The 24171-nt window shown below is 68.0% G+C and carries 19 protein-coding genes and 1 pseudogene; 7 read left to right on the plus strand and 13 right to left on the minus strand.

What is annotated here, in order from left to right; translation table 11 throughout:
* Positions 1-35 precede the first annotated feature (35 nt).
* The 3 genes from araD to CAL13_RS10595 all read left to right on the plus strand — a co-directional run bounded on the left by araD (position 36) and on the right by CAL13_RS10595 (position 3628).
* The gene (araD, locus tag CAL13_RS10585; RefSeq protein ID WP_086072345.1) at positions 36-1766 is read left to right on the plus strand and encodes an L-arabinonate dehydratase; all 1731 of its coding nucleotides are present in this window, start codon (positions 36-38) and stop codon (positions 1764-1766) included.
* A 94-nt stretch (positions 1767-1860) separates the two neighbouring features.
* Positions 1861-2580 carry a ribonuclease activity regulator RraA gene (locus tag CAL13_RS10590; protein ID WP_420042427.1) on the plus strand — a complete coding sequence of 240 codons (720 nt, stop codon included), beginning with the start codon at positions 1861-1863 and terminating at the stop codon, positions 2578-2580.
* Between the two features lie 49 nt (positions 2581-2629).
* Positions 2630-3628 (plus strand): Bug family tripartite tricarboxylate transporter substrate binding protein, encoded by a 999-nt coding sequence (locus tag CAL13_RS10595; RefSeq protein WP_086072346.1) that lies wholly within the window; start codon positions 2630-2632, stop codon positions 3626-3628.
* 119 nt (positions 3629-3747) lie between these two features.
* Here CAL13_RS10595 and CAL13_RS10600 read toward each other — a convergent pair.
* Positions 3748-4854 (minus strand): annotated as a pseudogene (locus CAL13_RS10600) (NADH:flavin oxidoreductase/NADH oxidase); the annotation flags it as partial.
* Positions 4855-5040: 186 nt separating this feature from the next.
* Between CAL13_RS10600 and CAL13_RS10605 the strand changes: the two are divergent.
* Together CAL13_RS10605 and CAL13_RS10610 are read left to right on the plus strand one after the other, a co-directional pair.
* Positions 5041-6066 (plus strand): L-dopachrome tautomerase-related protein, encoded by a 1026-nt coding sequence (locus CAL13_RS10605; protein WP_086072347.1) that lies wholly within the window; start codon positions 5041-5043, stop codon positions 6064-6066.
* Positions 6067-6801: 735 nt separating this feature from the next.
* Positions 6802-9159 (plus strand): ATP-dependent DNA helicase, encoded by a 2358-nt coding sequence (locus CAL13_RS10610; protein ID WP_086072348.1) that lies wholly within the window; start codon positions 6802-6804, stop codon positions 9157-9159.
* 56 nt (positions 9160-9215) lie between these two features.
* On the opposite strand, the gene CAL13_RS10615 is transcribed toward CAL13_RS10610, so the two are convergent.
* Together CAL13_RS10615 and CAL13_RS10620 are read right to left on the minus strand one after the other, a co-directional pair.
* On the minus strand, positions 9216-10340 hold the full coding sequence (locus CAL13_RS10615) for a porin (protein WP_086073595.1): 1125 nt from the start codon (positions 10338-10340) through the stop codon (positions 9216-9218).
* A gap of 207 nt (positions 10341-10547) precedes the next feature.
* Positions 10548-10940: a DUF4148 domain-containing protein gene (locus CAL13_RS10620; RefSeq protein WP_086072349.1), complete on the minus strand. Its 393-nt coding sequence runs from the start codon at positions 10938-10940 to the stop codon at positions 10548-10550.
* 203 nt (positions 10941-11143) lie between these two features.
* On the opposite strand from CAL13_RS10620, the gene CAL13_RS10625 reads away from it, so the two are divergent.
* Positions 11144-12046 carry a LysR family transcriptional regulator gene (locus CAL13_RS10625; protein ID WP_086073596.1) on the plus strand — a complete coding sequence of 301 codons (903 nt, stop codon included), beginning with the start codon at positions 11144-11146 and terminating at the stop codon, positions 12044-12046.
* Between the two features lie 30 nt (positions 12047-12076).
* On the opposite strand, the gene CAL13_RS10630 is transcribed toward CAL13_RS10625, so the two are convergent.
* The 10 genes from CAL13_RS10630 to CAL13_RS10675 are packed head-to-tail and all read right to left on the minus strand — an operon-like array spanning position 12077 to position 22770.
* The gene (locus CAL13_RS10630) at positions 12077-13261 is read right to left on the minus strand and encodes a CMD domain protein (protein WP_086072350.1); all 1185 of its coding nucleotides are present in this window, start codon (positions 13259-13261) and stop codon (positions 12077-12079) included.
* A gap of 9 nt (positions 13262-13270) precedes the next feature.
* Entirely contained in the window at positions 13271-14575 is a 1305-nt protein-coding gene (locus CAL13_RS10635; RefSeq protein ID WP_086073597.1) for an acyl-CoA thioesterase/bile acid-CoA:amino acid N-acyltransferase family protein, read from the minus strand.
* A gap of 28 nt (positions 14576-14603) precedes the next feature.
* On the minus strand, positions 14604-16175 hold the full coding sequence (locus CAL13_RS10640; protein WP_086057372.1) for an ABC transporter substrate-binding protein: 1572 nt from the start codon (positions 16173-16175) through the stop codon (positions 14604-14606).
* Between the two features lie 28 nt (positions 16176-16203).
* Complete coding sequence (locus CAL13_RS10645; RefSeq protein WP_086057373.1) at positions 16204-17205, minus strand: ABC transporter ATP-binding protein; 1002 nt, start codon at positions 17203-17205, stop codon at positions 16204-16206.
* Positions 17202-18221 carry an ABC transporter ATP-binding protein gene (locus CAL13_RS10650; RefSeq protein ID WP_086072351.1) on the minus strand — a complete coding sequence of 340 codons (1020 nt, stop codon included), beginning with the start codon at positions 18219-18221 and terminating at the stop codon, positions 17202-17204. The genes CAL13_RS10645 and CAL13_RS10650 overlap by 4 nt, the downstream gene beginning before the upstream one ends.
* Complete coding sequence (locus CAL13_RS10655; protein WP_086057375.1) at positions 18218-19126, minus strand: ABC transporter permease; 909 nt, start codon at positions 19124-19126, stop codon at positions 18218-18220. Before CAL13_RS10655 ends, CAL13_RS10650 begins: the two co-directional genes overlap by 4 nt.
* Positions 19123-20097 carry an ABC transporter permease gene (locus CAL13_RS10660; RefSeq protein WP_086073598.1) on the minus strand — a complete coding sequence of 325 codons (975 nt, stop codon included), beginning with the start codon at positions 20095-20097 and terminating at the stop codon, positions 19123-19125. Before CAL13_RS10660 ends, CAL13_RS10655 begins: the two co-directional genes overlap by 4 nt.
* Positions 20094-21560, minus strand: a complete 1467-nt coding sequence (locus tag CAL13_RS10665) for a SidA/IucD/PvdA family monooxygenase (RefSeq protein ID WP_198297827.1) — start codon at positions 21558-21560, stop codon at positions 20094-20096. Before CAL13_RS10665 ends, CAL13_RS10660 begins: the two co-directional genes overlap by 4 nt.
* Positions 21557-22540, minus strand: a complete 984-nt coding sequence (locus CAL13_RS10670; RefSeq protein ID WP_086057377.1) for a LysR family transcriptional regulator — start codon at positions 22538-22540, stop codon at positions 21557-21559. Before CAL13_RS10670 ends, CAL13_RS10665 begins: the two co-directional genes overlap by 4 nt.
* Positions 22541-22578: 38 nt before the next feature.
* A complete protein-coding gene (locus tag CAL13_RS10675) occupies positions 22579-22770 on the minus strand; it encodes a hypothetical protein (RefSeq protein ID WP_157664844.1) in 192 nt (63 codons plus the stop codon).
* Between the two features lie 119 nt (positions 22771-22889).
* Here CAL13_RS10675 and CAL13_RS10680 point away from each other — a divergent pair, with 119 nt between their 5' ends.
* A complete protein-coding gene (locus tag CAL13_RS10680) occupies positions 22890-24113 on the plus strand; it encodes an HPP family protein (RefSeq protein WP_086072353.1) in 1224 nt (407 codons plus the stop codon).
* The last annotated feature ends 58 nt before the right edge of the window (positions 24114-24171 follow it).

Genomic DNA, 24171 nt, shown 5'->3' on the forward strand with positions numbered 1-24171 from the left:
GGACCGGCAGCCACGACCAACGACAAGTGGAATCCATGAAACGCACCTACGAAAGCCTGCGCAGCGCCCGCTGGATGGCCAAGGACGACCTGCGCTCGTTCGGCCACCGTTCCCGGATGATGCAGATGGGATACGGCCCCCAGGATTGGAACGGCCGTCCGATCATCGCCATCATCAACACCTGGTCCGACCTGCAGCCGTGCCATCTGCATTTCAAGGAGCGTGTGGAGGACGTCAAGCGCGGCGTGCTGCAGGCCGGGGGCTTTCCGGTCGAGCTGCCCGCGCTGTCGGTGTCCGAGTCCTTCGTCAAACCCACCACCATGCTCTATCGCAACATGCTGGCGATGGAGACGGAGGAACTGCTGCGCAGCCACCCGGTGGACGGCGCCGTGCTGATGGGCGGCTGCGACAAGACCACGCCGGGCCTGATCATGGGCGCCATCAGCGCGGGACTGCCCTGTGTCTACGTGCCCGCCGGCCCCATGCTGCGCGGCAACTGGAAGGGCAAGGTGCTGGGTTCGGGCTCCGACGCCTGGAAGCTGTGGGACGAGCGCCGTGCGGGCAACATCACCAAGGAACAATGGACCGAGGTGGAGGGCGGCATCGCGCGCAGCTACGGCACCTGCATGACGATGGGCACGGCCAGCACCATGACGGCCATCGCCGAGTCCATCGGCATGACGCTGCCCGGCGCCTCTTCGATTCCCGCGGCGGACGTCAACCATATGCGCATGGCTGCGGAGTGCGGCCGCCGCGTGGTGGACATGGTTTGGGAAGACCTGACGCCGAAGAAAATCCTGACGGTCGCCTCGTTCAAGAACGCCATCAACGTCGCGATGGCGATGGGCTGCTCCACGAACGCCATCGTTCACCTGGTCGCCATGTCGCGCCGCGCGGGCTGCGCCGTCACGCTGGACGACTTCGACGCCGCCAGCCGCAAGGTGCCCGTGATCGCCAACATCCGGCCCAGCGGCGATACCTACCTGATGGAAGACTTCTACTACGCGGGCGGCTTGCCCGCGCTGATGTCGCGCCTGACCGCGCATCTCGACCTGTCGGCCATGACGGTCACCGGCAAGACCCTGGGCGAGAACATCGCCGGGGCAGAGGTCTATAACGACGACGTCATCCGCCCGCTGGACAATGCGATCTACCAGGAAGGCGCGCTGGCCGTGCTGCGCGGGAACATCGCGCCGGACGGCTGCGTCATCAAGCCCAGCGCCTGCGCGCCGCGCTATCTGCAGCACACCGGCCCGGCACTGGTCTTCGACGACTATCCCAGCATGAAGGCGGCCGTGGAAGACGAGAACCTGGACGTCACGGCCGACCACATCCTGATCCTGCGCAATGCCGGCCCGCAAGGCGGCCCGGGCATGCCGGAGTGGGGCATGCTGCCCATTCCCACCAAGCTGGTGAAGCAGGGCGTGCGGGACATGCTGCGGCTGTCCGACGCGCGCATGAGCGGCACCAGCTATGGCGCCTGCATCCTGCACGCGGCGCCCGAAGCCTATATCGGCGGACCGCTGGCGCTGGTGCGCACCGGCGACTTGATTACCGTCGACGTGCCCGCGCGCCGCATCCACCTGAACATCAGCGATGAAGAGATGGCCGCGCGCCGCGCCGCCTGGAAGCCGCCGGCGCCGCGCTACGAGCGCGGCTACGGCTGGATGTATTCCAAGCACATCCTGCAGGCCAACGACGGCTGCGATTTCGATTTCCTGGAAACGGGATTCGGCGCGCCGGTGCCCGAGCCCGATATTTTCTGAGCGGCTGCACGCCGGCCGGTTTTCCCATTCCCACGCGGGCGCACGGGCACCTTACGGCATGCCCGGCGGGCCGCTCACTGCTTCGGAGCTTTCCGTGTCGCAACTCAAACCCGAAACCCGGGCCAAGCTGGCGCAGGTCAGCACGGCCACGCTTTGCACGGCCCTGTTCAAGCGCGGCCTGCGCAACCAGTTCATCCAGAACGTGCATCCGTTGAACCCGACGCTGCCCAACATGGTGGGCGAGGCCTTCACGCTGCGCTACATCCCGGCGCGCGAGGATCTGAACACCATCAAGGTATTCGAGGACCGCACGCACCCGCAGCGCGTGGCCGTCGAGACCTGCCCCGCGGGGGCGGTGATGGTCATCGATAGCCGCAACGATGCCCGCGCGGCGTCGGCCGGCTCGATACTCGTCACGCGCCTGATGAAGCGGGGCGCCGCCGGCGTCGTGACCGACGGCGGCTTTCGCGACTCGCCGGAAATCGCCCGCATGGGCTTTCCGGCCTACCACCAGCGCCCGTCGGCGCCGACCAACCTGACGCTGCATCAGGCGCTGGACATCAACGTGCCCATCGGTTGCGGCGACGTCGCGGTGTTCCCGGGCGACGTGGTGGTGGGCGATGGGGAAGGGGTGGTCGTCATTCCGGCGCACCTGGCCGACGAGATCGCCGCCGAGGCCACCGAAATGACCGCTTTCGAAGACTTCGTCACGGAGCGCGTGCGGGAAGGGGCGTCGATCCTCGGCCTGTATCCGCCCACCGATCCGGCCTCGCGCGAGGCCTTCGCCGAATGGCGCAAGAAAAACGGCCGCTGAACCCGCTGAACTGCTTCATACCAAGAACAGCCATAGACTGGAGACAATCATGACATTCCAACGACGCAAGGCGCTGGGCGCCCTGGCGGCATTCGCCGCGGCCGGCGCATTCGGCGCCATCCTTCCCCAGGCGCACGCCGCCGATTGGCCGCAGCAGAAGCCGATTTCCTATGTCGTGCCGTTCACGCCCGGCGGATCCACCGACGTGGTGGGCCGCGTCATCGCGCAGAAACTGTCCGACCGCCTGCATCAATCGGTCGTCGTCGAGAACAAGCCCGGCGCAGCGGGCGCCATCGGGGCCGCCTATGTCGCCAAGGCGCCGCCCGATGGCTACATGCTGTTCGGCGGTACGATCAGCACGCACGCCATCAACCCCAGCCTGTACAAGAACCTGAGCTACGACCCGGTGAAGGACTTCGAGCCGGTGTCGCTGGTGGCGACGCTGCCGAACGTGCTGCTGGTCGACCCGCACCTGAACGTGAATTCCGTGGCGGACCTGATCGCGCTGCTGAAGAAAGATCCCGGCAAGCGCACCTTCGCCTCGTCCGGCGCCGGAACGTCGACGCACCTGACGGGCGAACTCTTCGCGCAGACCATCGGCGTGCCGCTGACGCACATCCCGTACAAAGGTACGCCGCCGGCCATGGTGGACGTGTCCTCGGGCAACGTCACGTTCATGTTCGATCAGATGACCGCCGCACTGCCGCTGCTGCAGCAGGGCAAGCTCAAGCTGCTCGCCGTGACCACCGCCAAGCGCATTGCGCTTGCGCCGGACGTTCCCACGCTGCAGGAAGCCGGCGTGCCGGGCTTCGACGTATCGTCGTGGCAGGCCATCTACGCACCCAAGGGCACCCCCAAACCCATCGTCGACCGGCTCTCCAAGGAAATCGCCGAGATTTTGAAAGAGCCCGACGTGCAGGAGAAGCTGGGCAAGACCATGGGCATGGACCTGGTCGGCGGATCGCCGGAACAGCTGCGTGACCTGATGGCGCGCGAAATCCCGCGCTGGGCCGACGTGGTGAAAAAATCCGGCGCCAAGGTGGAATAGGCGGCAATAACCGCCAGCTACGCCTTGCGCCCGCCGCGCGCGTGCGCGGCGTCCACGTCTTCCTCCAGACTGAGCCGGCTGTTGTCGCCGGCCGTCCAGCGCGGCTCGGGGCTGAAGTGGCTCATGTCGCCGAACAAGGCCTTATGGCGCGACGGCTGGGAACGCAGGTATTGCTTCGGCGCGCGCACCTGCGCGCCCAGCTCGGCGGCCGCATGCCATGGCCAGCGGGGGTCGTACAGAATGGTGCGGGCCAAAGCGATCATGTCGGCATCGCCGGTCGCCACGATGGCTTCCGCCTGTTCCGCGCCGGTAATCAAGCCCACCGCGACAACCGGTATCCCCACCGCCGCCTTCACGGCGCGCGCCAGCGGCACCTGGTAGCTCGGGCTTACCGGAATCCGCTGACCGGGATGCAGCCCGCCGCTGGACACGTGGATCGCGTCGCAGCCGCGCGACTCCAGCGCCTGCGCGAAAGCGGCCGTCTGCTCGATATCCCACCCGCCTTCGAACCAATCGGTGCCCGACACCCGCACGGTCACCGCCTTGTCGGCCGGAAAGGCGGCGCGCACCGCCTCGAACACCTCCAGCGGAAAGCGCATCCGGTTCTCCAGCGAACCGCCGTACTCGTCCTCGCGCCGGTTCGAAAGCGGCGACAGGAACTGGTGCAGCAGATAACCGTGCGCCGCGTGCAGCTGGATCGCATCGATGCCCAACCGCACCGCCCGCCGCGCCGACGCCGCGAAGGCATCGCGCACGCGCCGCAGACCATCCGCGTCCAGCGCCGTGGGCGGCGTCTCGCCCTCATGGCCGGCAATGGGCGAGGGCGCCTCCGTCTGCCATCCGTGCGGCGTACCGGGCGCCAGCTGCGCCCCGCCGGCCCACGGCACCTCCGTCGACGCCTTGCGGCCCGCATGGGCAAGCTGCACAGCGATGGGCATGTCCGACCATTGCCGGATGCCCTGCAGCACGCGGCCCATCGCGGCTTCCGTCTCGTCGTTCCACAACCCCACATCCGCCCAGGTAATCCGGCCTTCCGGCACCACGGCTGTCGCCTCGATCGTCAGCAATGCCGCGCCGGAAAGCGCCAGATGGCCCAGATGAATCAAATGCCAGTCATTCATGCAGCCGTCCTCGGCTGAGTACTGGCACATCGGCGCAATCACGATGCGGTTGGCCAACCGCAGATTTCGGACACGCAGGGGTTGGAACAGCACGGGTTGCGGCATGGCGGTCTCCTGGCTCGGGCTCATTCGATGGGGCCGCGTCAAGCGCGGCGATCGCGCTGCCTCACAAGAAGCATGCCGAAGAAGCACGCCGAAGAAGCACGCCGAAGAAGCACGCCGGGCCGCATCGCACAGGTACGACACGTGCGGCCCGCGCCAGCCAACGAGCCGTCATAACGGAGCCTGCCCATGACCACGCTGACCCCCGTCGCCGACTTCGATCATCAGGTCACCGGCGTCACCGCCACCGCCGATGGCCGCATCTTCGTCAACTTTCCGCGGTGGACCGAGGACAGCCCTGTCTCCGTCGCCGAACTCATGGCCGACGGCACGCTCAAGCCTTATCCCGACCAGGCCTGGAACGGCTGGCGCAATGCCACGGCCTTCCAGAAACCGGTGGACCGCCACTTCGTCTGCGTCCAATCTGTCGTCGCCGACTCGCACGGCGGCCTCTGGGTCGTCGACCCCGGCGCGCCCGGCAACGAACGCGTATTGCCCGGCGCCGCCAAACTCGTCCGCATCGAACTCGGCAGCGACCGCGTCAGCCGCGTCATCCCCATCCCGCCCGACGTCGCCAAACAGGGCAGCTACCTGAACGACATCCGCGTCAGCCCCGACGGCAGGACCGGCTACCTTACCGACTCTGGCGCCGAGGGCGCCATCATCGTCGTCGACCTCGACACCGGCGCAAGCTTCCGCGCTCTGGCCGGCCATCCCTCCACCCAGCTTGAAAAAGACGTCGTCGTCGAAATCGCCGGCAAACCCCTGCGCCGCCCCGACGGCCGCCAACCCATGTTCGCCTCCGACGGCATCGCGCTGTCCAACGACGGCGCCACCCTCTACTGGCAAGCACTCACCGGCCGCACGCTGTACTGCATCGACACCGCCTTGCTCAATAACGACATTCCCGAACCCCAACGCCAGGCCGGCGTGCGCAAACTCGGCAGCACCCACGTCGCCGACGGCATGCTGATGAGCACCGACGGCACCCTTTACATCACCTCTCCAGGCGACAACGCCGTCACCCGCTGGACCGGCCACGGCGCCGCCATCGTCGTCCAGGACGAACGCCTACGCTGGCCCGACACCCTGACGCAAGGCCCCGACGGCCGGATATACGTCACCGCTTCCCACATCCAGGACACCTACTGGTTCAAACCCGCCGCCCCCGCCGCCGTCCGCACAGCCCTGTTCTGCTTCACGCCCGGCCATTGACCATCGCATCCCCCCGATCGACGCCCGGCCCGCTACCGCACCCCCGTGGCCAACCAAACCAGGCTCCCCCGCAACAACGATCAGCGCGCACCAAACGTCACCAATCGAACAGACCAGCCGGACGGCACCAGCCAAATAGCGCCAGCCCGAGCCAGCACTACCCGAATAGCACCACCCGAATATCACCAGCCCCGAACAGCGCGAACAGCACACGCCGAACCACTCCGCACAGCAACCCCGGACCGCTCCGCACAGCAACCCCGGACCGCACCGCACAGCAACCCCGAACCGCACCGCACAGCAACCCCGAACCGCACCGCACAGCAACCCCGAACCGCACCACAAACCACCACCCCGAACCGCACCGCAGAGCGTAAGGTCAAGACGCCCGCGCAGGGCGGGCGTCTTGACCGGGCCCCGCAAAACCTTCCACCCCAAGACTCGCCAACCGACGAAGCGCAAGAACACCACCCGCGCCAGACCCTCGTGGCTGAGATATCCCGGAGTCCGTTGGGGTTGGCGTTTGCCGTGGCCGGGACGTTGAGGACGAGCAAGCGATAGCGAAGCGGTGTCCGGCGCGCAGGGCGCCGGACCGGCCGATCGGCCCGGCCACGGCAAATGCCAACCCCGACGGACGTCCCAAAAACAGCCGCCCCAAAAACCGGCGCCGAAAGAACCCCACACCTCAAAAGCTATACTGGATAAAAATCCAGCATCCGCAAAAACGCCTCCAGCGTGCCGCCAACTTCCTACACCATCGCCGTCCGCACCCTATGCGAATTCAGCGCCCGCACCGGTGACCTGGACCTGCGTTTCGCCCTCACACCCTCGGGAGCAGAAGGCCAAACCGGCCACGCCACCGTAGCCGCCCGCCGCCCCGCCGGCTATCAAACCGAAATCTCCCTCACCGGCACCCACGAAACCGTCCGCGTCCGTGGCCGCGCCGACGGCTACGATCCCGTCCGGCACCGCCTGGAAGAAATCAAAACCCACCGCGGCAACCCCGCAGCCATCCCCCAGAACCAGCGCGCCCTCCATTGGGCGCAAGCCCGCATCTACGCCCACCTTCTCTGCGAAAAGCTCCAGACCCCCGCCATCGAAATCGCGCTCGTCTACTTCGACATCGCCACCCAGAACGAAACGGTCCTGACCGAGTCCCGCACCGCCGAAGACCTGCGCGACTTCTTCCAAACCGCCTGCGACCGCTTCCAGGCATGGGCCAACAGCGAGATCGCGCATCGGGCCGCGCGCGACCGGGCCCTGGCCGCGCTGCGGTTTCCCTACGACGCCTTCCGCCCCGGCCAGCGCCAGCTCGCGACCGCCGTCTATCGCGCCGTCAGGGATGGCAAATGTTTGATGGCGCAGGCGCCCACCGGCATCGGCAAAACCATGGCGACGCTCTTCGCCGCGCTCAAGGCCGCGCCCGGCAGGCTCGACAACGTCTTCTTCCTCTGCGCCAAAACCGCCGGCCGCCAGCTCGCCATTGAAGCGCTCGCGCGGCTGCGCCAAGCGCATCCCGGTCTGCCTTTGCGCATCGTCGAACTGCAGGCGCGGGACCGGGCCTGCGTGCATCCCGACAAAGCGTGCCACGGCGGTTCCTGCCCGCTTGCCCGCGGCTTCTACGACCGCTTGCCCGCTGCGCGCGAGGCCGCGCTCCAGGAGCCCGCATGGGATGCGCCCGCCGTGCGCCGGCTGGCGCAGGCCCACGAAATCTGCCCGTACTTCCTGTCCCAGGAACTGGCCCGCTGGAGCGACGTGGCCATCGGCGACTACCACTATTACTTCGACCATCACGGCATGCTCCACGGCATGGCGCAGGCCAACCAATGGCGCACCGCGATCCTCGTCGACGAAGCGCACAACCTGCTCGAGCGCGGCCGCCGCATGGCGTCCGCGGAATTGGCGCTGTCCGATGTCCGGCGCGTGCGCCGCGCCGTCCCGCGGCCGTTGCGCCGCCGTTTCACCGCAATCGCCGCGGCGTGGCGCAAGACCGCGTCTGCGGCCGCGCCGTCCGGCGCATCGGCAGCCCCCGCATCGCCGCGCCATACGCAGGCCGCCAACGGCGGTGCCTATATCGCGCTGCCCGAACCGCCCCCCGCCATCGTCCAGGCCGTCGAGCAGGCCGTCGCTGCCATTGCGGAATATCTGGCCACCCTCGGCCGCGTCGATGCCGACGACGAAAAGAGTTTGCTCCAGTTCTATTTCGATGCGCTGCGCTGGCTGCGCGTCGCCGAGCAGCGCGATGCCGACTGGGTCGTCGACCTCATGGAGCAGCGCGGCGTGCAGCCGCGCGGACAGGCCCTGTGCATCCGCAATGTGGTGCCCGCGCCGTGGCTCGCTCCCCGATTCGCCACCGCGCATGCCGTCGTGCTTTTCTCCGCGACCCTCAGTCCGGGCCGGTTTTATGCCGACATGTTGGGTGTGCCCGCGGATACCGCTTGTGTTGACGTGCCGCCGCCGTTCGACCCCGCGCGCCTGGCCGTGCGCGTCGTCGGCGACGTCTCCACGCGATACGCCGAGCGGCGCGACAGCCTGGCGCCCATCGCCGCCCTCATGGCGCGCGAGTATGCGAAACGGCCCGGCAATTATCTGTGCTTCGCCAGCAGCTTCGAGTATCTGAACGCGCTGTACGCGCAGTTGCGCGACCGTCATCCCGCCGTGCCCGCGTGGATACAGACCGCCGGCATGTCCGAGCTCGAGCGCGGCGCCTTCCTGGAACGCTTCCAGGCAGACGGGCAGGGCATCGGCTTCGCGGTGCTCGGGGGCGCGTTCGGCGAAGGCATCGACCTGCCGGGCAAGCGCCTGATCGGCGCGTTCATCGTGACGCTGGGCCTGCCGCAGGTCGGCGCGGTCAACGACCGCATGAAGCAGTGCATGCAGGAACGCTTTGGCCCGGACCTGGGTTATGCCTATGCCTACCTGTATCCCGGCATGCAGAAGATCGTGCAGGCGGCCGGGCGGGTCATCCGATCCGAATCGGACGAGGGGTCGGTGTACCTGATCGATGCCCGCTATGCGCGCGCCGCCGTGCGGCGTCTGCTGCCGGCATGGTGGCGTCTTGCGCCGCTGCGGGCCCAAGGTGGCGCGGGATAGGGCCTGTCGCCGGCGGGGGTTCGCTGCAATGGAATGGTCGACAGGCCCGTGCGCCGCTAGAAGCGGTGGCGGATGCCGGCTGCGACCGCCGTGTCCGTCACGCCGTCGTGAAACGCATAGTTGTCGCCGTAGGACGCGTACACGTACAGGTTGGTGCGCTTGGTGAAGGCATACGTCGCGCCCAGCGAATACACGTTGAACGTCTTGTCGTCGCCCGTCAGGCTGCCGTTGTTCGGCGCGGCCCGCTGCCAGGAACCGAAGACTGCGGTCGAGCCGCTGGTGGGCACCGTGAAGCCCAGCATCGTGGACGTGGCGCGAAAGCCGTCGCGCAGCTTGTACGTGCCCAGGTCGGCGTAGTCGCCGCCGGGGGACATGTTCAGGCCCTGGCCCAGGAACCAGCCGTCGTACGTTTGGCCCACCGCCGCGGCGATCTTCACGACTTCGAAATCGTAGGTGCCGCCCAAGGCCCATTCCTGCAGCTTGGCGGAAGATTGCCCGCCCACGGCAGCATCGGTGGGGTTCACGCGGTCATACGAGGCGGCCAGATAAAGCGGCCCATTGGTGTAGGACAGGCCCGCCGTGATCTGCCGGTTGTTGTCCGCCGTCTCGAACCCCGTGACCTGGCCGTCGTTGTTCGTGCGGCCGTCGTCGGCATTGAAGGAATAGCCCAGGCCGAACTTGAAGCCGCTGATCGTCGGCGTCTGGTACAGCACCATGTTGTCCAGCCGCAAGGTGTTCATCGCCCCGAAGGTCGTGCCCTGGTTGGCGACGTTGAAACTCAGCGCAAACGGGTCGATGGTTCCGAACAGCTTGGACGCCATATTGGTCTGGCGGCCGAATTCCAGGCGGCCCCAATCCACCGAGTTCAGGCCGACGGTGGCCTGGCGGCCCCACAGGCGGCCGCCTTGCAGCGTCTGCCCGTTCTTGGGGCCGAAGCCGTTTTCCAGATTGAAGACTGCCGACAGGCCGCCGCCCAGGTCTTCCACACCCCGTATGCCAAAGCGGGATCCGTTCTGCGTGCCTTGCACCATGCCGACCTTGCTCGCGCTGAAGCCGTCGCCATGGATGCGCTCGTAGCCCACGCCCGCGTCCAGCACGCCGTAAAGCGTGACCGAAGTCTCGGCGTGCGCGGCGGCCGTAAAGCCCGCGGCCATGGCCGCCAGGATGACTGTCTTTCTCATGATTTCCCAAACGATTGAAATGAAATGCGCGCCCGGATCCCGCGGGATGCGAAGCACGGGCGCAAGTGTCAATTCATTTCGATTTGGGAAAAAGCCGGAAATTTGGCGAATACTTTTCCGCGAATGGAAGGATCCGGCCTTGCGGCCGCGGCCGCCATGACGCCGAATGCCGGCAGCCGCGCGGCCGCGTCGTGCGTTGGCCGCGGATCAGTGAGCGGCGGGCGGATAATCCAGTTCGCCAAAGGTGTATTCGCCGTTTGCCTTGGCGCGGGCGAGCTCGGCGACCACTTCATCGCGCGACTTCGGGGCCGTTCCGGCCGTTGCGGCGCGCGGGGGATAGTTCAATTCGCCGAAGGTATATTGGCCGTTGTACTTGGCCTGACGCAGTTCCTCGCGGACCTGGTCGCGCGAAGCGCCGGCGTCCTGGCGCGCGGCCGGCGGATAATCGAGTTCACCGAAGGTATAGCGGCCGCTGGCCTTGGCCTGACCGAGTTCGGCGCGCACCTGATCGCGCGTCTTGTCTTGCGTTTGCGATTGCGCGTGCGCGGCGGTGCAGCCCAGCGCGGCGGACAACAGTAGTGCGGTGGCCAGGGTTTTCATGGCTTCTCCTTCGATGCAAGGCGCCTGCGCGAGCCGCTGCTTCAGCGGACAAGGCCGGGGCGCCGGTTGAGACGGCACGAATTATGTGACCGCCGCTCGTACGGAAAAACCCTGATTTCGGCGAACAGATTTTCATGATTGGCATAAATCGCCATGACCTTGCAGAACTAGAATTTCCGCAAGGCATGCAGGACCGCAGCATCATGAACATCAAGTTGAACGACATCGCCCTCTACGTCGAGGTGGCCAGACGCAAGAACTTCAGCCGCGCCGCGGAGGCGCTGAACATTCCGGCTTCCACGCTATCGCGCCGCGTGGGCGAACTGGAGCGCAGCGTGGGCATGCGCCTGTTGAACCGCAGCACGCGCCGCATCGAACTGACCGATGCCGGGGCGCTTTACTACCAGCGCTGCCGCGGCCTCATCGAAGAGGCGCGCGTGGCGCATGAGCAGCTGATCGATATGAACCGCTCGCCCAAGGGGCTGCTGCGGATTTCGCTGCCGAACAGCCTGGCGCAGTTGTTTTTGCCTGCCGTCATGGAAGAATTCAGCGAAAAGTATCCGGACATCGAGTGCGACTTCGACATGAGTTCCGAGGCGATCGACCCGGTTTCCAATCAATTCGACCTAGCGCTGCGGTTCGGCCAGCAGCCCGACTCGGACCTGGTGTCGCGCAAGATACTGATGATGCCGCGCGAGCTGTACGCATCGCCGCGCTATCTGGCCAGGCGCGGCACGCCGCGCACGCCTGCGGACCTGGCTTCGCACGAGTGCCTGCGCAACAGCCATACGGACGACCGTTCCGTGTGGGAACTGCGCAATGGTTCGCAGGTAGAACGCGTGGTCGTCAGCGGCAAAATGGCGGCCAGCCATTCCGGGGTACAGGCGCGCCTGGCGGCGTCGGGCCTGGGCATCGCGCCGGTCCCGGTGTTCGACATGATGCGGCAGGCGGTGAAAAGCGCGGGGCTGGTGCCTGTGCTGCCGGGATGGAGCCTGGCGCCGGTACCGCTTTACGCGCTGCTGCCCACGCAAACGATACCGGCCAAGACCCGCGCCTTCCTCAGCTTCATCGAGCCCAGGCTGATCGGCGGCATGCGGCTCAACTGACGCATGGCTTCGGGCGGGGCGCCGGCGGCGCTATGCCGCCGGGAAGACCGGCTCGCCCAGATTGAGCATCAGCCGGTTGGCCCACGCGAAAATGGCGTCGGCGTGGAGCAGGTCCAGGATTTCGGCTTCGTCCAGTCCCACGCGTTTCAGGGCGTGCATGTCGGCCCCGCCGATCTCGCCGGGACGCTGGGTCAGGGCGATGGAAAAGACCGCGATGGCGCGCTCGCGCGCCGTCGTGCCGGCGGTGGCGGGATCCTCGAAGACCTGTGCGATGACGTCGTTGCGCTTGGCCAGCTGCTCGAAACGCTGCGCGTGCACCGACGCGCAGTACACGCAGCCATTGACGCGCGACACCACGGTGGCGCCCAGTTCGCGTTCGGCGCGCGACAGGCCACCGGGGGCATACATGATCGCGTTGAAGGCCGTTGAACGCTGGCGCAGGATTTCCGGCTGGTGCACCAGGAACAGGTAGTAGTCGGACACCTTGGCCTTGGGATGGCTTTCTTCCAGGACCGCGATCTGTTCCGGCGTGGCGCGTTCCAGATCGACGACGTCCAGCCATGCCTTCCAGCCCAGCGTTTCATTGGTGAAGCCATGCGACTTGATGATGGCGCCCGGCGCTGCGCCCGCGGCCCGGGCTTGCGCGCTTGCCGCGGATTCGGGCGAAGACGGGGCGCCGGCCGGCGCGCCGATGCCATCGCCCTCCAATCCCTTCATGGCTTTCAGTCCGGCAACCAGCCGCACCTGATACGAAAGAAAGGCGATCAGCTGGGCCAGCGCCACCACCGACGGCGTGTCGATGCCCGCCGCGGGCAGGGTCTGCAGCGCCGCGCGGTCGCCTTCGACCGGTTTCTCGATGAGGGCGCGCGTGAAGGCGAGCATCGCCTTCAAACGCGGGTCCGCGGCGTCTCCCGGACTGCCATGCTCGCCCACCGCGATCGTCGCCGCGTCGGCCCCCAGATCCGCCAGGCGTTGGCGATAGTGCGCCGCCAATTCGGGCGCCGGGGTCAGGCGGCAGGCGTACAACGCCACCAGCAGGCGCTCGGCCAGCGTCAGGCCCGGCAGGGCCGGGTCGAACAGGGCCTCATAGCTGCCCTGGGTGGCGGCGACGACCTTGTCGCGGCGGTGGCGCACGGCGTACAGGGGGCTGCCGGCGTCCAGACCGGCCAGCCGGTCGACCAGGTCGGCCACCGTGGAGGAAGTTTGCAGTGCCATGGGTTCTCCTTACTGTGCTGCCCGGGCGCGCACCGCGTCGTCCAGGAATTGAAGTACGCCCGCCCACGATTGCTCGTCGGCGCGCGCGTTGTCCTTGGGGTTGCCCCCGCTGGTGCTTACCTTGCCGGAGACCGGATGCGCGTACACGAGCTGCGTGGTGGGCACGTAGGGAAAGAGGATGGCGTGCCCGGCGTCCTGGAAGTCCAGCCACTGAACCGGGTAGGGATGTCCTGCCTGCCGCAGCGTGTCCCGCACCATGGCCGAGTAGCGGCTGGACGGCCAGGAGCCGTCGTCCGTGCCAGACAGCAGCATGACGGGGCCGCGTATGTCCTCCACGCGGATGCGCGCGCGGGCCACCGCTTCCGGATCTTGCAGGGCCGTGAGGATGGCGCGCTCATGGCGGTGCGGGGGCGGGCCTTCATCGAAGGGCGCCCAGCTTGCCGTGCGGTTGTTCTCCCACAGATGGGGCAGCGGCTTGCCGCCCAGGAGCCACGTGGGGCCGTTGCGTCCCACCTTCGGATCGGCGGCGTTCTGGCCGCTGTGCACGACGGCGCCGGGCACATAGGCCACGACCGCCGATACGTCCTGCGGGAAGGTGGCGCCCAGCAGCAGCACCAGCTCGCCGCCGCGCGACTGGCCGCTGAGCGCCACGAAGTCGTGCGCCGGCCGCACGGTGCGGCGCAGCCATTGCATGCCGGCCTGGAAATACTCCAGCGGCGTATTCGAGATGTAGTCGGACAGGCCCGGCGCCTTGAAATACGCCAGCGCGAAGGCGGCATAGCCGCGGGACGCATACAGCGCGGCGCGCGGCTCGTTGATGCCGCCGCCCGAGCCGTTCAGGATCATGACGGCGGGATGGGGGCCGTCGCCGGGCGGCAGGTACAGCGTTCCCACCAGACCGTCTTCGCGCACCTCGCGCCGCGTCACGCCGTCGGCGGCAAGCCGCTGGACCAGGGTGGCGCGGGCCTCGCGCCCGGCCACGCGCGCCACGATGCGGGTTTCCAGGGGCTGGTCCATCGACGCATGGAAAAGCTCGCGGCTGCGCCCGCCCGCCGGCTGCTGCGACCAGAGCAGCCCCATGGCGCTGACGCCGGCATAGTCTCCCGCAAGCGGCGCGTCGCGCGTCAGGTCCACCGTGCCGTCGGCGGCTGCGCGGCACACGACGCGGCTTTCCCACGTCACGCCGGCGCGCAAGGTACTCGCTGCCAGCTCCACTTCGGCGCCCGGCGGGGCATCGTGGACGCAGATTCTGCGAGGCACGTCGACCAGCGCATCGGCGGGCGTGACGGTAAGCGTGGGGGCGAAGTTCGTCATGGCGATTCCCGGTTGGGTCATCCCTTGCTTATTGCTTGCTGTCGCGCGTGACCATCATGGCCGCGGTGCGGTCGCTGGTAAGCGGCGTCACTTTCAGGCCCTTTTTGGCCGCCCAGATATTGCGGTAGTGATACAGCGGGATCACGCCGACGTCGTCGGAGACGATCTGCGCGGACTTGCGCAGGATCGCTTCGCGCCTGGCCACGTCGAACTCCGCAGTGGATTCGTTCAGCGCCTGATCCACGGCGGGATTGCTGTAGTGGCCCCAGTTGGAGGCGCCCAGGCCTTTCTTGATGTCGACGGTGGCCAGCACGTTGACCAGCGCATAGCTTGCCTCGCCGGTGCCGTTGCCCCAGGCCAGCATGCTCACGGCGTACTCGTTCTTGTTGGCGCGCCCGGAATAGACCGCCCACGGCACCACCTCGACATGCGTCTTCACACCGATGCGGGTCCAGAATTGAGCCACCGCCTGCGCGGTTTCCGGGCCCTGCGGATAGCGGTCGTTCGGCACGTGCAGCGTGAGCTGGAAGCCGTCCGGATAGCCCGCTTCGGCCAGCAGCTTCCTGGCCTGCGCCGCGTCATAGGGAATGTTCTTGATGTCCGGGTTGTAGCCGAAGGTATTGGCCGGCATCCACTGGTTGGCCTCGGTCGCGGCGTCCTGCAGGATGCGGTCGATGATCGCCTTGCGATTGATCGCCAGGTTCAAGGCGCGCCGAACGCGCACGTCCAGCAGCGGATTCTTGGACAGCGGCTTGCCGGCGTTGTCCGTGATGTAGGGATTGGGCGCGGGATTGAAGCTGGGCTGCAGCAGCATCACGCGCAGGCCGTCGTAGGGGAACACCGTGACCGACGGCGATTGCTTAAGCCGGGCCAGGTCCGACACCGACACCTTGTCGATGACGTCCACGTCGCCGGACAGCAGCGCGGCGGTGCGGGCGGCCGCGTTGTTGATGTAGCGGTAGTTCACCGTCTGCCATTCCGGCTTGCCGTCCCAGTAGGCATCGTTGCGCGTCATCACCACGCGGTCGCCGGGCGCGTAGGAGACGAACTTGTACGGCCCCGTGCCGACCATGGCGCGGCCGGCGTTGTAGTCCTCGGTGCTCGACTTCTCGCCCACGTGCTTGCTGACGATATGCACCGACGCCAGGTTCAAGGGAAGGTCCGGGTTCGGGATATTGGTCTTGATGATCAGGGTGTGCGGGTCGGGCGCCGTCACCGACTCGATGGTGCGCAGGTAGCCGCCGAAGGTGGCCACGCTGCCCGGCACGTTGCGCGCGCGCTGGTAGGAGAAGATGACGTCATCGGCGGTGAAAGGCACGCCATCGTGCCACTTCACGTCCTTGCGCAGCTTGAACTCCCAGGTCTTCGGGTCCAGCGGCTTCCAGCTTTCCGCCAGGCCGGGCTGCAGCTTGTTCCACTTGTTCTCGACCAGCAGGTCCCAGAAATGCAGGTCCACGGAGCGGTCCCCGGCGTGGTTGTTCAGCTGGGGGTCCATGGACGAAACGGGGTCGGCGAAACCGATGTTCAACGTCTGTGCGCCTGCCTGGGCGCCCACGGCCAGCAGGGCCGCGGCCAGTCCGGTAAGTATGCGTCGTTTCATGGGATGGGGTCCTTGTCTGGGAAGCGCGTCACTGCCCGTCGTTCAGATGGCAAGCGCTCAGATGGTTGATGGCGATTCCCTTCAGCGTGGGAACCTCGGTACGGCACCGCGGCATCGCATGCGGACAGCGCGGATGGAAATGGCAGCCGCCGGGCGGGTGCAGGGGGCTGGGGATCTCGCCGCGGATGGCGGTATAGGTTTTGTGGCGCGCCTGCAGGGTGGGGGCCTCGGCCAGCAGCGCGCGCGTGTACGGGTGGTTGGGGCGTTCGAAAATATCCGCCACCGGCGCCGTTTCGACGACACGCCCCAGGTACATGATCATGACGCGGTCGGACAGGTGCTCCACCACGCCCAGGTCATGGCTGATGAACAGATAGGTCAGGTTCAGCGCCTCGCGCAGGTCCATGAACAGGTTCAGGATCTGGGCCTGGATGGAAACGTCCAGCGCCGCCACGGCCTCGTCGCAGACCAGCATGGAAGGCTGCACCGCCAGGGCGCGGGCGATGCCGATGCGCTGGCGCTGGCCGCCGCTGAACTGGTGCGGATAGCGATGGCGCAGGGCGGGGTCAAGCCCCGCGCGCTCCAGCTGCGCGCAGACGTAATCGTCGGTCTGCCGTGCGCCGACCAGGCCATGGATGCGCGCGGCCTCGCCGACGATTTCGTCCACGCGCAGGCGCGGGTTCAGGCTGGCATAGGGGTCCTGGAACACCATCTGCACCGCCAGCCGCGCCTTGCGCGCCTGGCGCGCATCCATGTCCGCCGGGCGCATGCCGTTGAACAGCACGTCGCCCGATGTCGGCGGCAGCAGGCCCGCGGCGATGCGGCCCAGGGTGGACTTGCCGCAGCCCGATTCGCCCACCAGGCCCACCACCTCGCCGGGCTGGATGGCCAGATCGACACGGTCCACCGCATGCGTCACGGCGGGCGGCCGCGACCATCCCAGCGACTGCAGCAGCCGGCCGGCCGGGCCGGTCCTGCGTTCGCCGAAACGCTTGCTGACCTGGCGCAGTTCGATCAGGGGCGCATTCATCCGGCGGCCCTCCCGGCGCCGGCCGATACGGCGCCCGCGTCGTCGGCAGGCGCGGCGGCAAGCGGATGGAAGCACCGCGCCGCGCGGCCCGGCAGGGGCGACGTCAGCGCGGGCGGCTGACCGCATACCGCGTCGGCGCGCGGGCAGCGCGAAGCGAAGGCGCAGCCGGGCGGCAGCGTCAGCAGGTTGGGCGTCATGCCCGGGATCTGGCGCAGGCGCTGCCCGCGCCGGTTGTTGCGGGGCAGGCTGGCGATCAGGCCGGCGGTATAGGGATGCAGCGGATGGTCCAGCACGTCGTCCACCGGACCCTGCTCGACGATGCGGCCCGCATACATCACGGCGATTTCGTCGGCCAGTCCCGCCACCACCGACAGGTCGTGCGTGATCCATATCAGCGACGTGCCATGCTGGCGGGCCAGCTTCTGCACCTCGGACAGGATCTGGGCCTGGATGGTGACGTCCAGCGCGGTGGTCGGTTCGTCGGCGATGATCAGGTCGGGCCGGTGCAGCATGGCGATGGCAATCGCCACGCGCTGGCGCATGCCGCCGGATAGCTGGTGCGGATAGGCGAGCAGGCGTTCCTCCGGGCTGGGAATGCCCATCATGCCCAGCGTGTCGCGCGCCAGCGCGCGGGCTTGCGCGCGGCTGACGCGCCGATGCGCGCGCACCGCCTCGATCATCTGCGCGTCCACGCGCAAGACGGGATTGAGCGTCATCATCGGGTCCTGGAACACCATGGCGATGCGGTTGCCCTGCAGGGCGCGCAGTTCGCGCGCGGGCATGCCGACCAGATCGCGGCCCTGGAAAAGAATCCGGCCGCCGACGATGCGGCCCGGCGGGTCGACCAGCCCCATGATGGAAAAGCCCGTGACGGATTTGCCGGAGCCGGACTCCCCCACCAGTCCCAGGATGCGGCCGCGTTCGAGCGTGAACGACACATCGTCCACGGCGGGCAGCACGCCGGCGCGGGTATGGAAGTGGGTGCGCAGGTTGCGCACTTCGAGCGTGGCGGTCACCGGTGCGTCCTTGGATTGAGCACGTCGCGCAGGCGGTCGCCCACCAGGTTGATGGCGACGATGGTAATGAGCAGCGCAATGCCGGGATAGAAGCTGATCCAGTACTGGCCGGACAGCATGGTCTGGTATCCGTTCGAAATCAGCAGCCCCAGGGAAGGTTCGGTCACGGGCACGCCCAGGCCAAGAAAACTCAGGGTCGCTTCCAGCGTGATCGCCCGCGCGATCTGCAGCGTGCCGATGACGATGAGCGGCGGCAGGCAGTTGGGCAGGATGTGCCGCAGCATGATGCGCCATGGCGGAATGTCCAGGCAGCGCGCGGCTTCCACGTACTCGCGGCGGCGTTCGACCAGCGCCTGACCGCGCGCGGTGCGCGCGTAATAGGCCCACTCCAGTATCACCAGCGTCAGGACGACGTTGCCCACGCCCTTGCCCAGGTAGGCCAGGATCATCATCGCCACCAGGATGGAAGGGAAGGAGAGCAGCAGGTCCACGGTGCGCATGATCAGCGCGTCGACACGGCCGCCGGCGTAGGCGGCGAGCAGTCCCAGCAGCGTGCCGGCGATGCCGGCGATCAGCGCCGAACCCACGCCCACCATCAGGCTGATGCGCAGCCCGTAAAGAATGCCGGAATACAGGTCGCGGCCCTGGCCGTCCGTGCCGAGCAGGTAATGAAAGGTGCCGGCGCCGTTGGCCGAGCCCGGCGGCAGCCGCGCGTCCAGCACGTCGAGCTGCAGCAGGTCGTAGGGGTTCTGCGGCGTGATCCACGGCGCCAGCACGGCGGCCAGGATCAGGGCGACGGCCACGGCCAAGCCCGCCACCGCGGTTTTCGACGCGAAGAATTCGGCGACATGACGGCGCCACGGCGATTCGCGCCGGAGGGGCGAGGCCAACGTACGACTGCTCATGCCGCCCCCTCCAGCCGCACGCGCGGATCCAGCACTTTGTACAGGATGTCGACGATCAGGTTCAGCAGCACGAACAGACACACCACGACCACCAGATAGGAAACGATCACCGGCCGGTCCAGGGCGTTGATGCTGTCCAGGATCAGCTTGCCGGCGCCGGGCCAGGCGAAGATGCTTTCGGTGACGACGGCGAAGGCGATGGTGGACCCCAGCTCCAGTCCCAGCACCGTGACGAGCGGGATGAGCGTGTTGCGCAATACGTGCACGATGGTCACGCGCAGCGGCGACAGGCCCTTGGCCCGCGCGAACCTGACGTAGTCCTGCGGCAGCACTTCGCGCACGCCGGCACGGGTCAGACGGATCACCAGGGAGATCTTGAACAAGGACAGGTTGATGGCCGGCAGGATCATGTGCCGCAGGCCGTCGGCGGTCAGCCACGACCACTGCACGCCGAACAGGGTCGCCGTCTGCCCGCGTCCGCTGGACGGCAGCCAGCCCAGCGACACGCTGAAGGCCATGATCAGCATCAGGCCCACCCAGAACGTGGGCAGCGAAAAGCCGACGATGCTGCCCGCCATCAATGCCTTGGCGAAGGGACTTTCCGGGTAGAGGCCCGCCAGCAGCCCCAGCGGCACGCCGATGACGATGGCAAGCAGCAAGGCCGCCACCGCCAATTCCAGGGTGGCGGGCAGCCGCTGCAGAATCAGTTCGATCGCCGGCACGTTGTACACGAAGCTATTGCCCAGGTTCCCGTGCAGGGCGCCGGACAGGAAGCCCAGGTACTGGCGCCACAGCGGCTGGTCCAGGCCCAGTTCGGCGATGATGCGCGCCCGGTCGATCTGGTCCACGTCCTGGCCGATCAGAATGTCGACCGGGTTGCCGATGGCGTGCAGGCCGGCGAAGACGATCAGCGTCATCAGCAGGACCACCACGATGGCCTGCGCAAAGCGGCGGGCGAGCCAGGCCGTCATGCGCGCTGCTCCGGCGGCGGCGCGGGCGTCCACTCGTCGCCGTAGACTTCCGGCTCGGCGTAGGCCTGCATGGCCGCGTAATGGTGTTCGACGTCCTCGGCATAGAGCAGGGCGGCGATGCCCTGCGCCAGGCGCCTGGCGCCTTCGCTGATGGCGGGGATGTCGCCGGAAACGGTGCCGTGCGTCAACGCCGCCGGATAGCAGAAGCAGTGCACGCGTTCCAGTCCCGGACAGGCGCCGGGCTCGCGCGGCTGCAGTTCGAAGGCAGGCCCGAGATCCGGCGAGTCGGCCAGCTCCTGGTCTTCCTGCCCGGGCGGCGGCGCGTAGCGGTCCTTCCACAGGCGCACATAGGGCGCGAGCGATGCGAATTCCGGACGGAAAGTCCAGTCGACGCGGAAACCGGTGGCAAAGATCAGAAAGTCCAGGATGAAATCGCCCTTGGGCGTGCGCGCGCGGATGGCGCCGTCTTCCAGCCGCGCCTGCAGCAGCGCGCAGCCCAGGTTGAAGCGCGCGTTGGGATGGCGGGAGACCCGCAGGGTGCTGCCGCGTGGCGGCGGGACCTGCTGCACGTTGATGTAATGCCGGATCTTCCACTTCCAGTCATCCGGCAGCGTCAGGTGTCCGTGGGTCAGGCCGGGATTGCCCGCGCCCTTGCCCTTGTTCACCCGGGGGATGTCCTGGCGGCGTATCAGCAGATCGACGCTGGCGGCGCCCGATTCCAGCGCCGTCGCCGCGCAGTCCATGGCCGACGCGCCCGCGCCCACCACGCCGACGCGCTTGCCGGCCAGCGCGGCATAGTCCAGGTCGTCGGAGGAATGGGCCCAGCGATCGCGCGGCAGGGCGTCGGCCAGGGGCGGCACATACGGGCCGCCCAGGCCGTCGCGGCCGGTCGCCAGCACCACGCGGCGCGCCAGAACCGTGCGGGCGCCATCCGGCGTTTCCATATCCAGGGCGACCAGGCGGTCGGCGCGCGGCCGGACGGCGGTGACGCGATGCCGGTTGCGCACATCCAGGTCCAGCACGCGCCGATACCAGCGCAGATAGTCCATCCACTGCAAGCGCGGAATCTTGTCCAGCGCTTCCCAGGCCTGGACGCCGAACTGCGCTTCGAACCAGGCGCGGAAGGTCAGGGCGGGCAGGCCCAGCGCCGGTCCGGTCAGTTGCTTGGGCGACCGCAGCGTTTCCATGCGCGCGGTCGTGGCCCAGGGACCTTCGTAGCCTTCCGGCGCCCGGTCGAAGATGACGGCGCGCACGCCCAGATGGCGCAGCGAGGCCGCGGCGGCCAGCCCTGCCATGCCGCCGCCGATGATGGCGGCGTCCAGCACGTCCTGGCCATCGGCCTGGCGCGGCGGCACCCACGCCTTGGCCGGCAATTCCAGCCACGACAGGTCCTGGCGCAGGCGGGCTTCCAGCGCGGCCAGGCCGGGCGTCGATGGGGAAGAAGTCGGATCGGACAGGGTCATGATGCGGGCAACTCCGTGGCGGGCGGTTCGTCGCCGTAGATTGATTGCAGAAGGGCGCCATGCTCGCCGGCCTCGTGCTGCCGGAAGCCGGGCAGCAGCGCCCGCGCGGCGTCGGCCAGCGCGGCGGCCAGGGCTTCGATGGCCGGCGTCGGCGGCTTGGCCTGGGGCGTGATGACGCCGAAGAAGAACGGAATGTCGGTATCGATCGGGCGAATGGCCACCCCCGCCGGCGCCGCGCCATATGCGGTGACCGGCTCCAGGACGGACACCCCCAGGCCGGCCCGGACCGCGGCCAGCGCATTGACGGAAGAATTGGTTTCGATCAACCCGCCGGCGAGCTGGCCGTTCGCGCGGGCCAGCGCCTGGTCCAGCCGGCGCCGCAGGCGGTATGGATTCGCCATGGTGATCAGGCGGCGGCCCGCCAGGGCGGCCAGCGGGACCTCATCGCGGCGGGCCAGGGGATCCGTTGCCGGCAGCGCCACGACGCACGGAGCCTGACCGATCCAGTGCACGTCCAGGCCCCGGTGTTCCAGCGGCAGGCTGGTGGCCCCCAATTGTGCCGAGCCCGTCAGCACGGCGTGGACGACGCGTTCCGGCGAGGCGCTGCGCAACTGCACGGAAACGCCGTGGGCCTGCGTGCCCATGCGCGCGAGCGCGGCGGGCAGCAGCCCGGCCGACAGGGCGGAGGTTGCCGCCACGCGCAGGGGGCGTCCCTCGCCGCGAGCGATTTCATCGGCGCGGCTACGTATCTGCTGCAGGCTGACCAGCGCCCGTTCGACGTCCTCGTACAGCAGAAATCCCTGTTCGGTCGGCGTCACGCGCGGGCCGCTGCGGGCGAACAGCGCATAGCCGATCTCGCCTTCCAGTTCCTGGATCAGACGGCTGATGGCAGGCTGCGACCGCCCCAGCAGCCGGCCCGCCGCCGTGACGCTCCCGGTGGACATGACGGCGGCAAAGGCTTCGAGTTGGCGTAATTCCATGGGGCTTTGTATTCGTTATGCGGATTCTTTCACGGCCATCATGCGTATTCCAAATAATTAAAGACGATAAGCAAATTCCGCGATATAGGCGGAATCCCCACGGCGGCGGTCGCCTGCAACGATTGCCGCAACCGGTTGCGGCAATCGAGCGCCGCCACGAGCGCCGCCAAGCGCCGAAACCGATTGCCGCAACCGCCGAGACGGCGCGTTTCCCGCATGTCCGGCGTCATGACCGTTCGCGTCCAGGCCGCATAAAGGTATGCCGGAGGGGCATAACGCACGTGATAAATTTCCGCCGCGCGCCGGCCCGGCCCGTTCCATTCATTCAGGGCCGTGCGGCGTTGGAGGCATGGTGTCGACTGCTTTGAAGAATTGGCTGGCCCGGTTCGCGCCCGTGCCGGTGGGCGCGAACGCGCGCGAAAGAATCTACGGTTCGCTGGGCGCGCTGCTGGGTCTGCTTTGCACGGAATGGGTCGGCCGGCATGCACTTGGGGTGTCCAGCCCCTGGTTCATTGCGCCGATGGGCGCGTCTTCCGTGCTGCTGTTCGCCGCGCCCGCGAGTCCGCTGGCGCAGCCCTGGTCCCTGCTGGCCGGCAACGTCAGCGCCGCGCTGGTCGGCGTCTTCTTCGCGCAGGTCATCCCGGACGCGGGACTGGCGGCCGCCTGTGCCGTCGCGGCCGCCATCGCCGTCATGTTCGCGCTGCGTTGCCTGCATCCGCCCAGCGGCGCGGTCGCCCTGACCGCCGTGCTGGGGGGCGCGCCGGTCGCCAAACTGGGTTTTGCCTTTGCCTTGTACCCGGTGGCGCTGAATTCCGCGGTGCTGCTTTGCATCGCCGTCGTCTTCAATGGGGTCCTGAAACGCAATTACCCCCATCGTCCAGCCGAACGGCCGGCGCATGGGCGCGCTCCCGTCGCGGCGACCGCGGCGCCCCTGGGCTTCACCGCGGCGGATTTGGACGCCGCCCTGCAGACGCACGAGCAATTGCTGGACATCAGCAGGGACGACCTGACCGATATCGTCATGGAGGCGGAACGCCGCGCCAGCCTGCGCCGGTTCGGCGACCTGTTGTGCCGCGACGTCATGTCGCTGGATGTTCCGATCATGCGTGAAGACGACAGCCTGGAAGAAGCGGCCCGCCAGTTCGACCGCTACCGGGTGGTGGCGCTGCCCGTGGCCGACGCGGAAGGCCGCATGCTCGGCACGGTCGCGCAGGCCGACGTGCTGGCCCGCACGCACGCGCCCAAGCTGGCCGCCTTGCATGGCGAGCCGGCTCCCGCGCCCACCGTCCGCGACTGCATGCGGACCGAAGTGCCATTCGCAACGCTGGTCACGCCGGCGATCGAACTGGTGCCTCCGATGGCGCGCCGGATCACCTGCGTTCCGGTGGTGGACGACGCAGGAAAAATCGCCGGCGTCGTCACGGCGGCGGAAATGGTACAGGCCTTGTATCAGCTGACACTGGCAGCGCCCACGCTCGCCGAAGGCCGTGGCCGGGGCGTGGCGCGGTCAGACGATCAGTCAGGATCCGCCGCACCACAAAGCTCGCGATCCCTTCGGGGAAATGCGGCGTAGGGCGGCTTACCGCTGCGATACCGCGCCGCGAGCACCCGGACGCCGGCCTGGAAGCAGG

The sequence above is a fragment of the Bordetella genomosp. 9 genome, from assembly GCF_002119725.1.
GTDB lineage: Bacteria > Pseudomonadota > Gammaproteobacteria > Burkholderiales > Burkholderiaceae_B > Bordetella_C.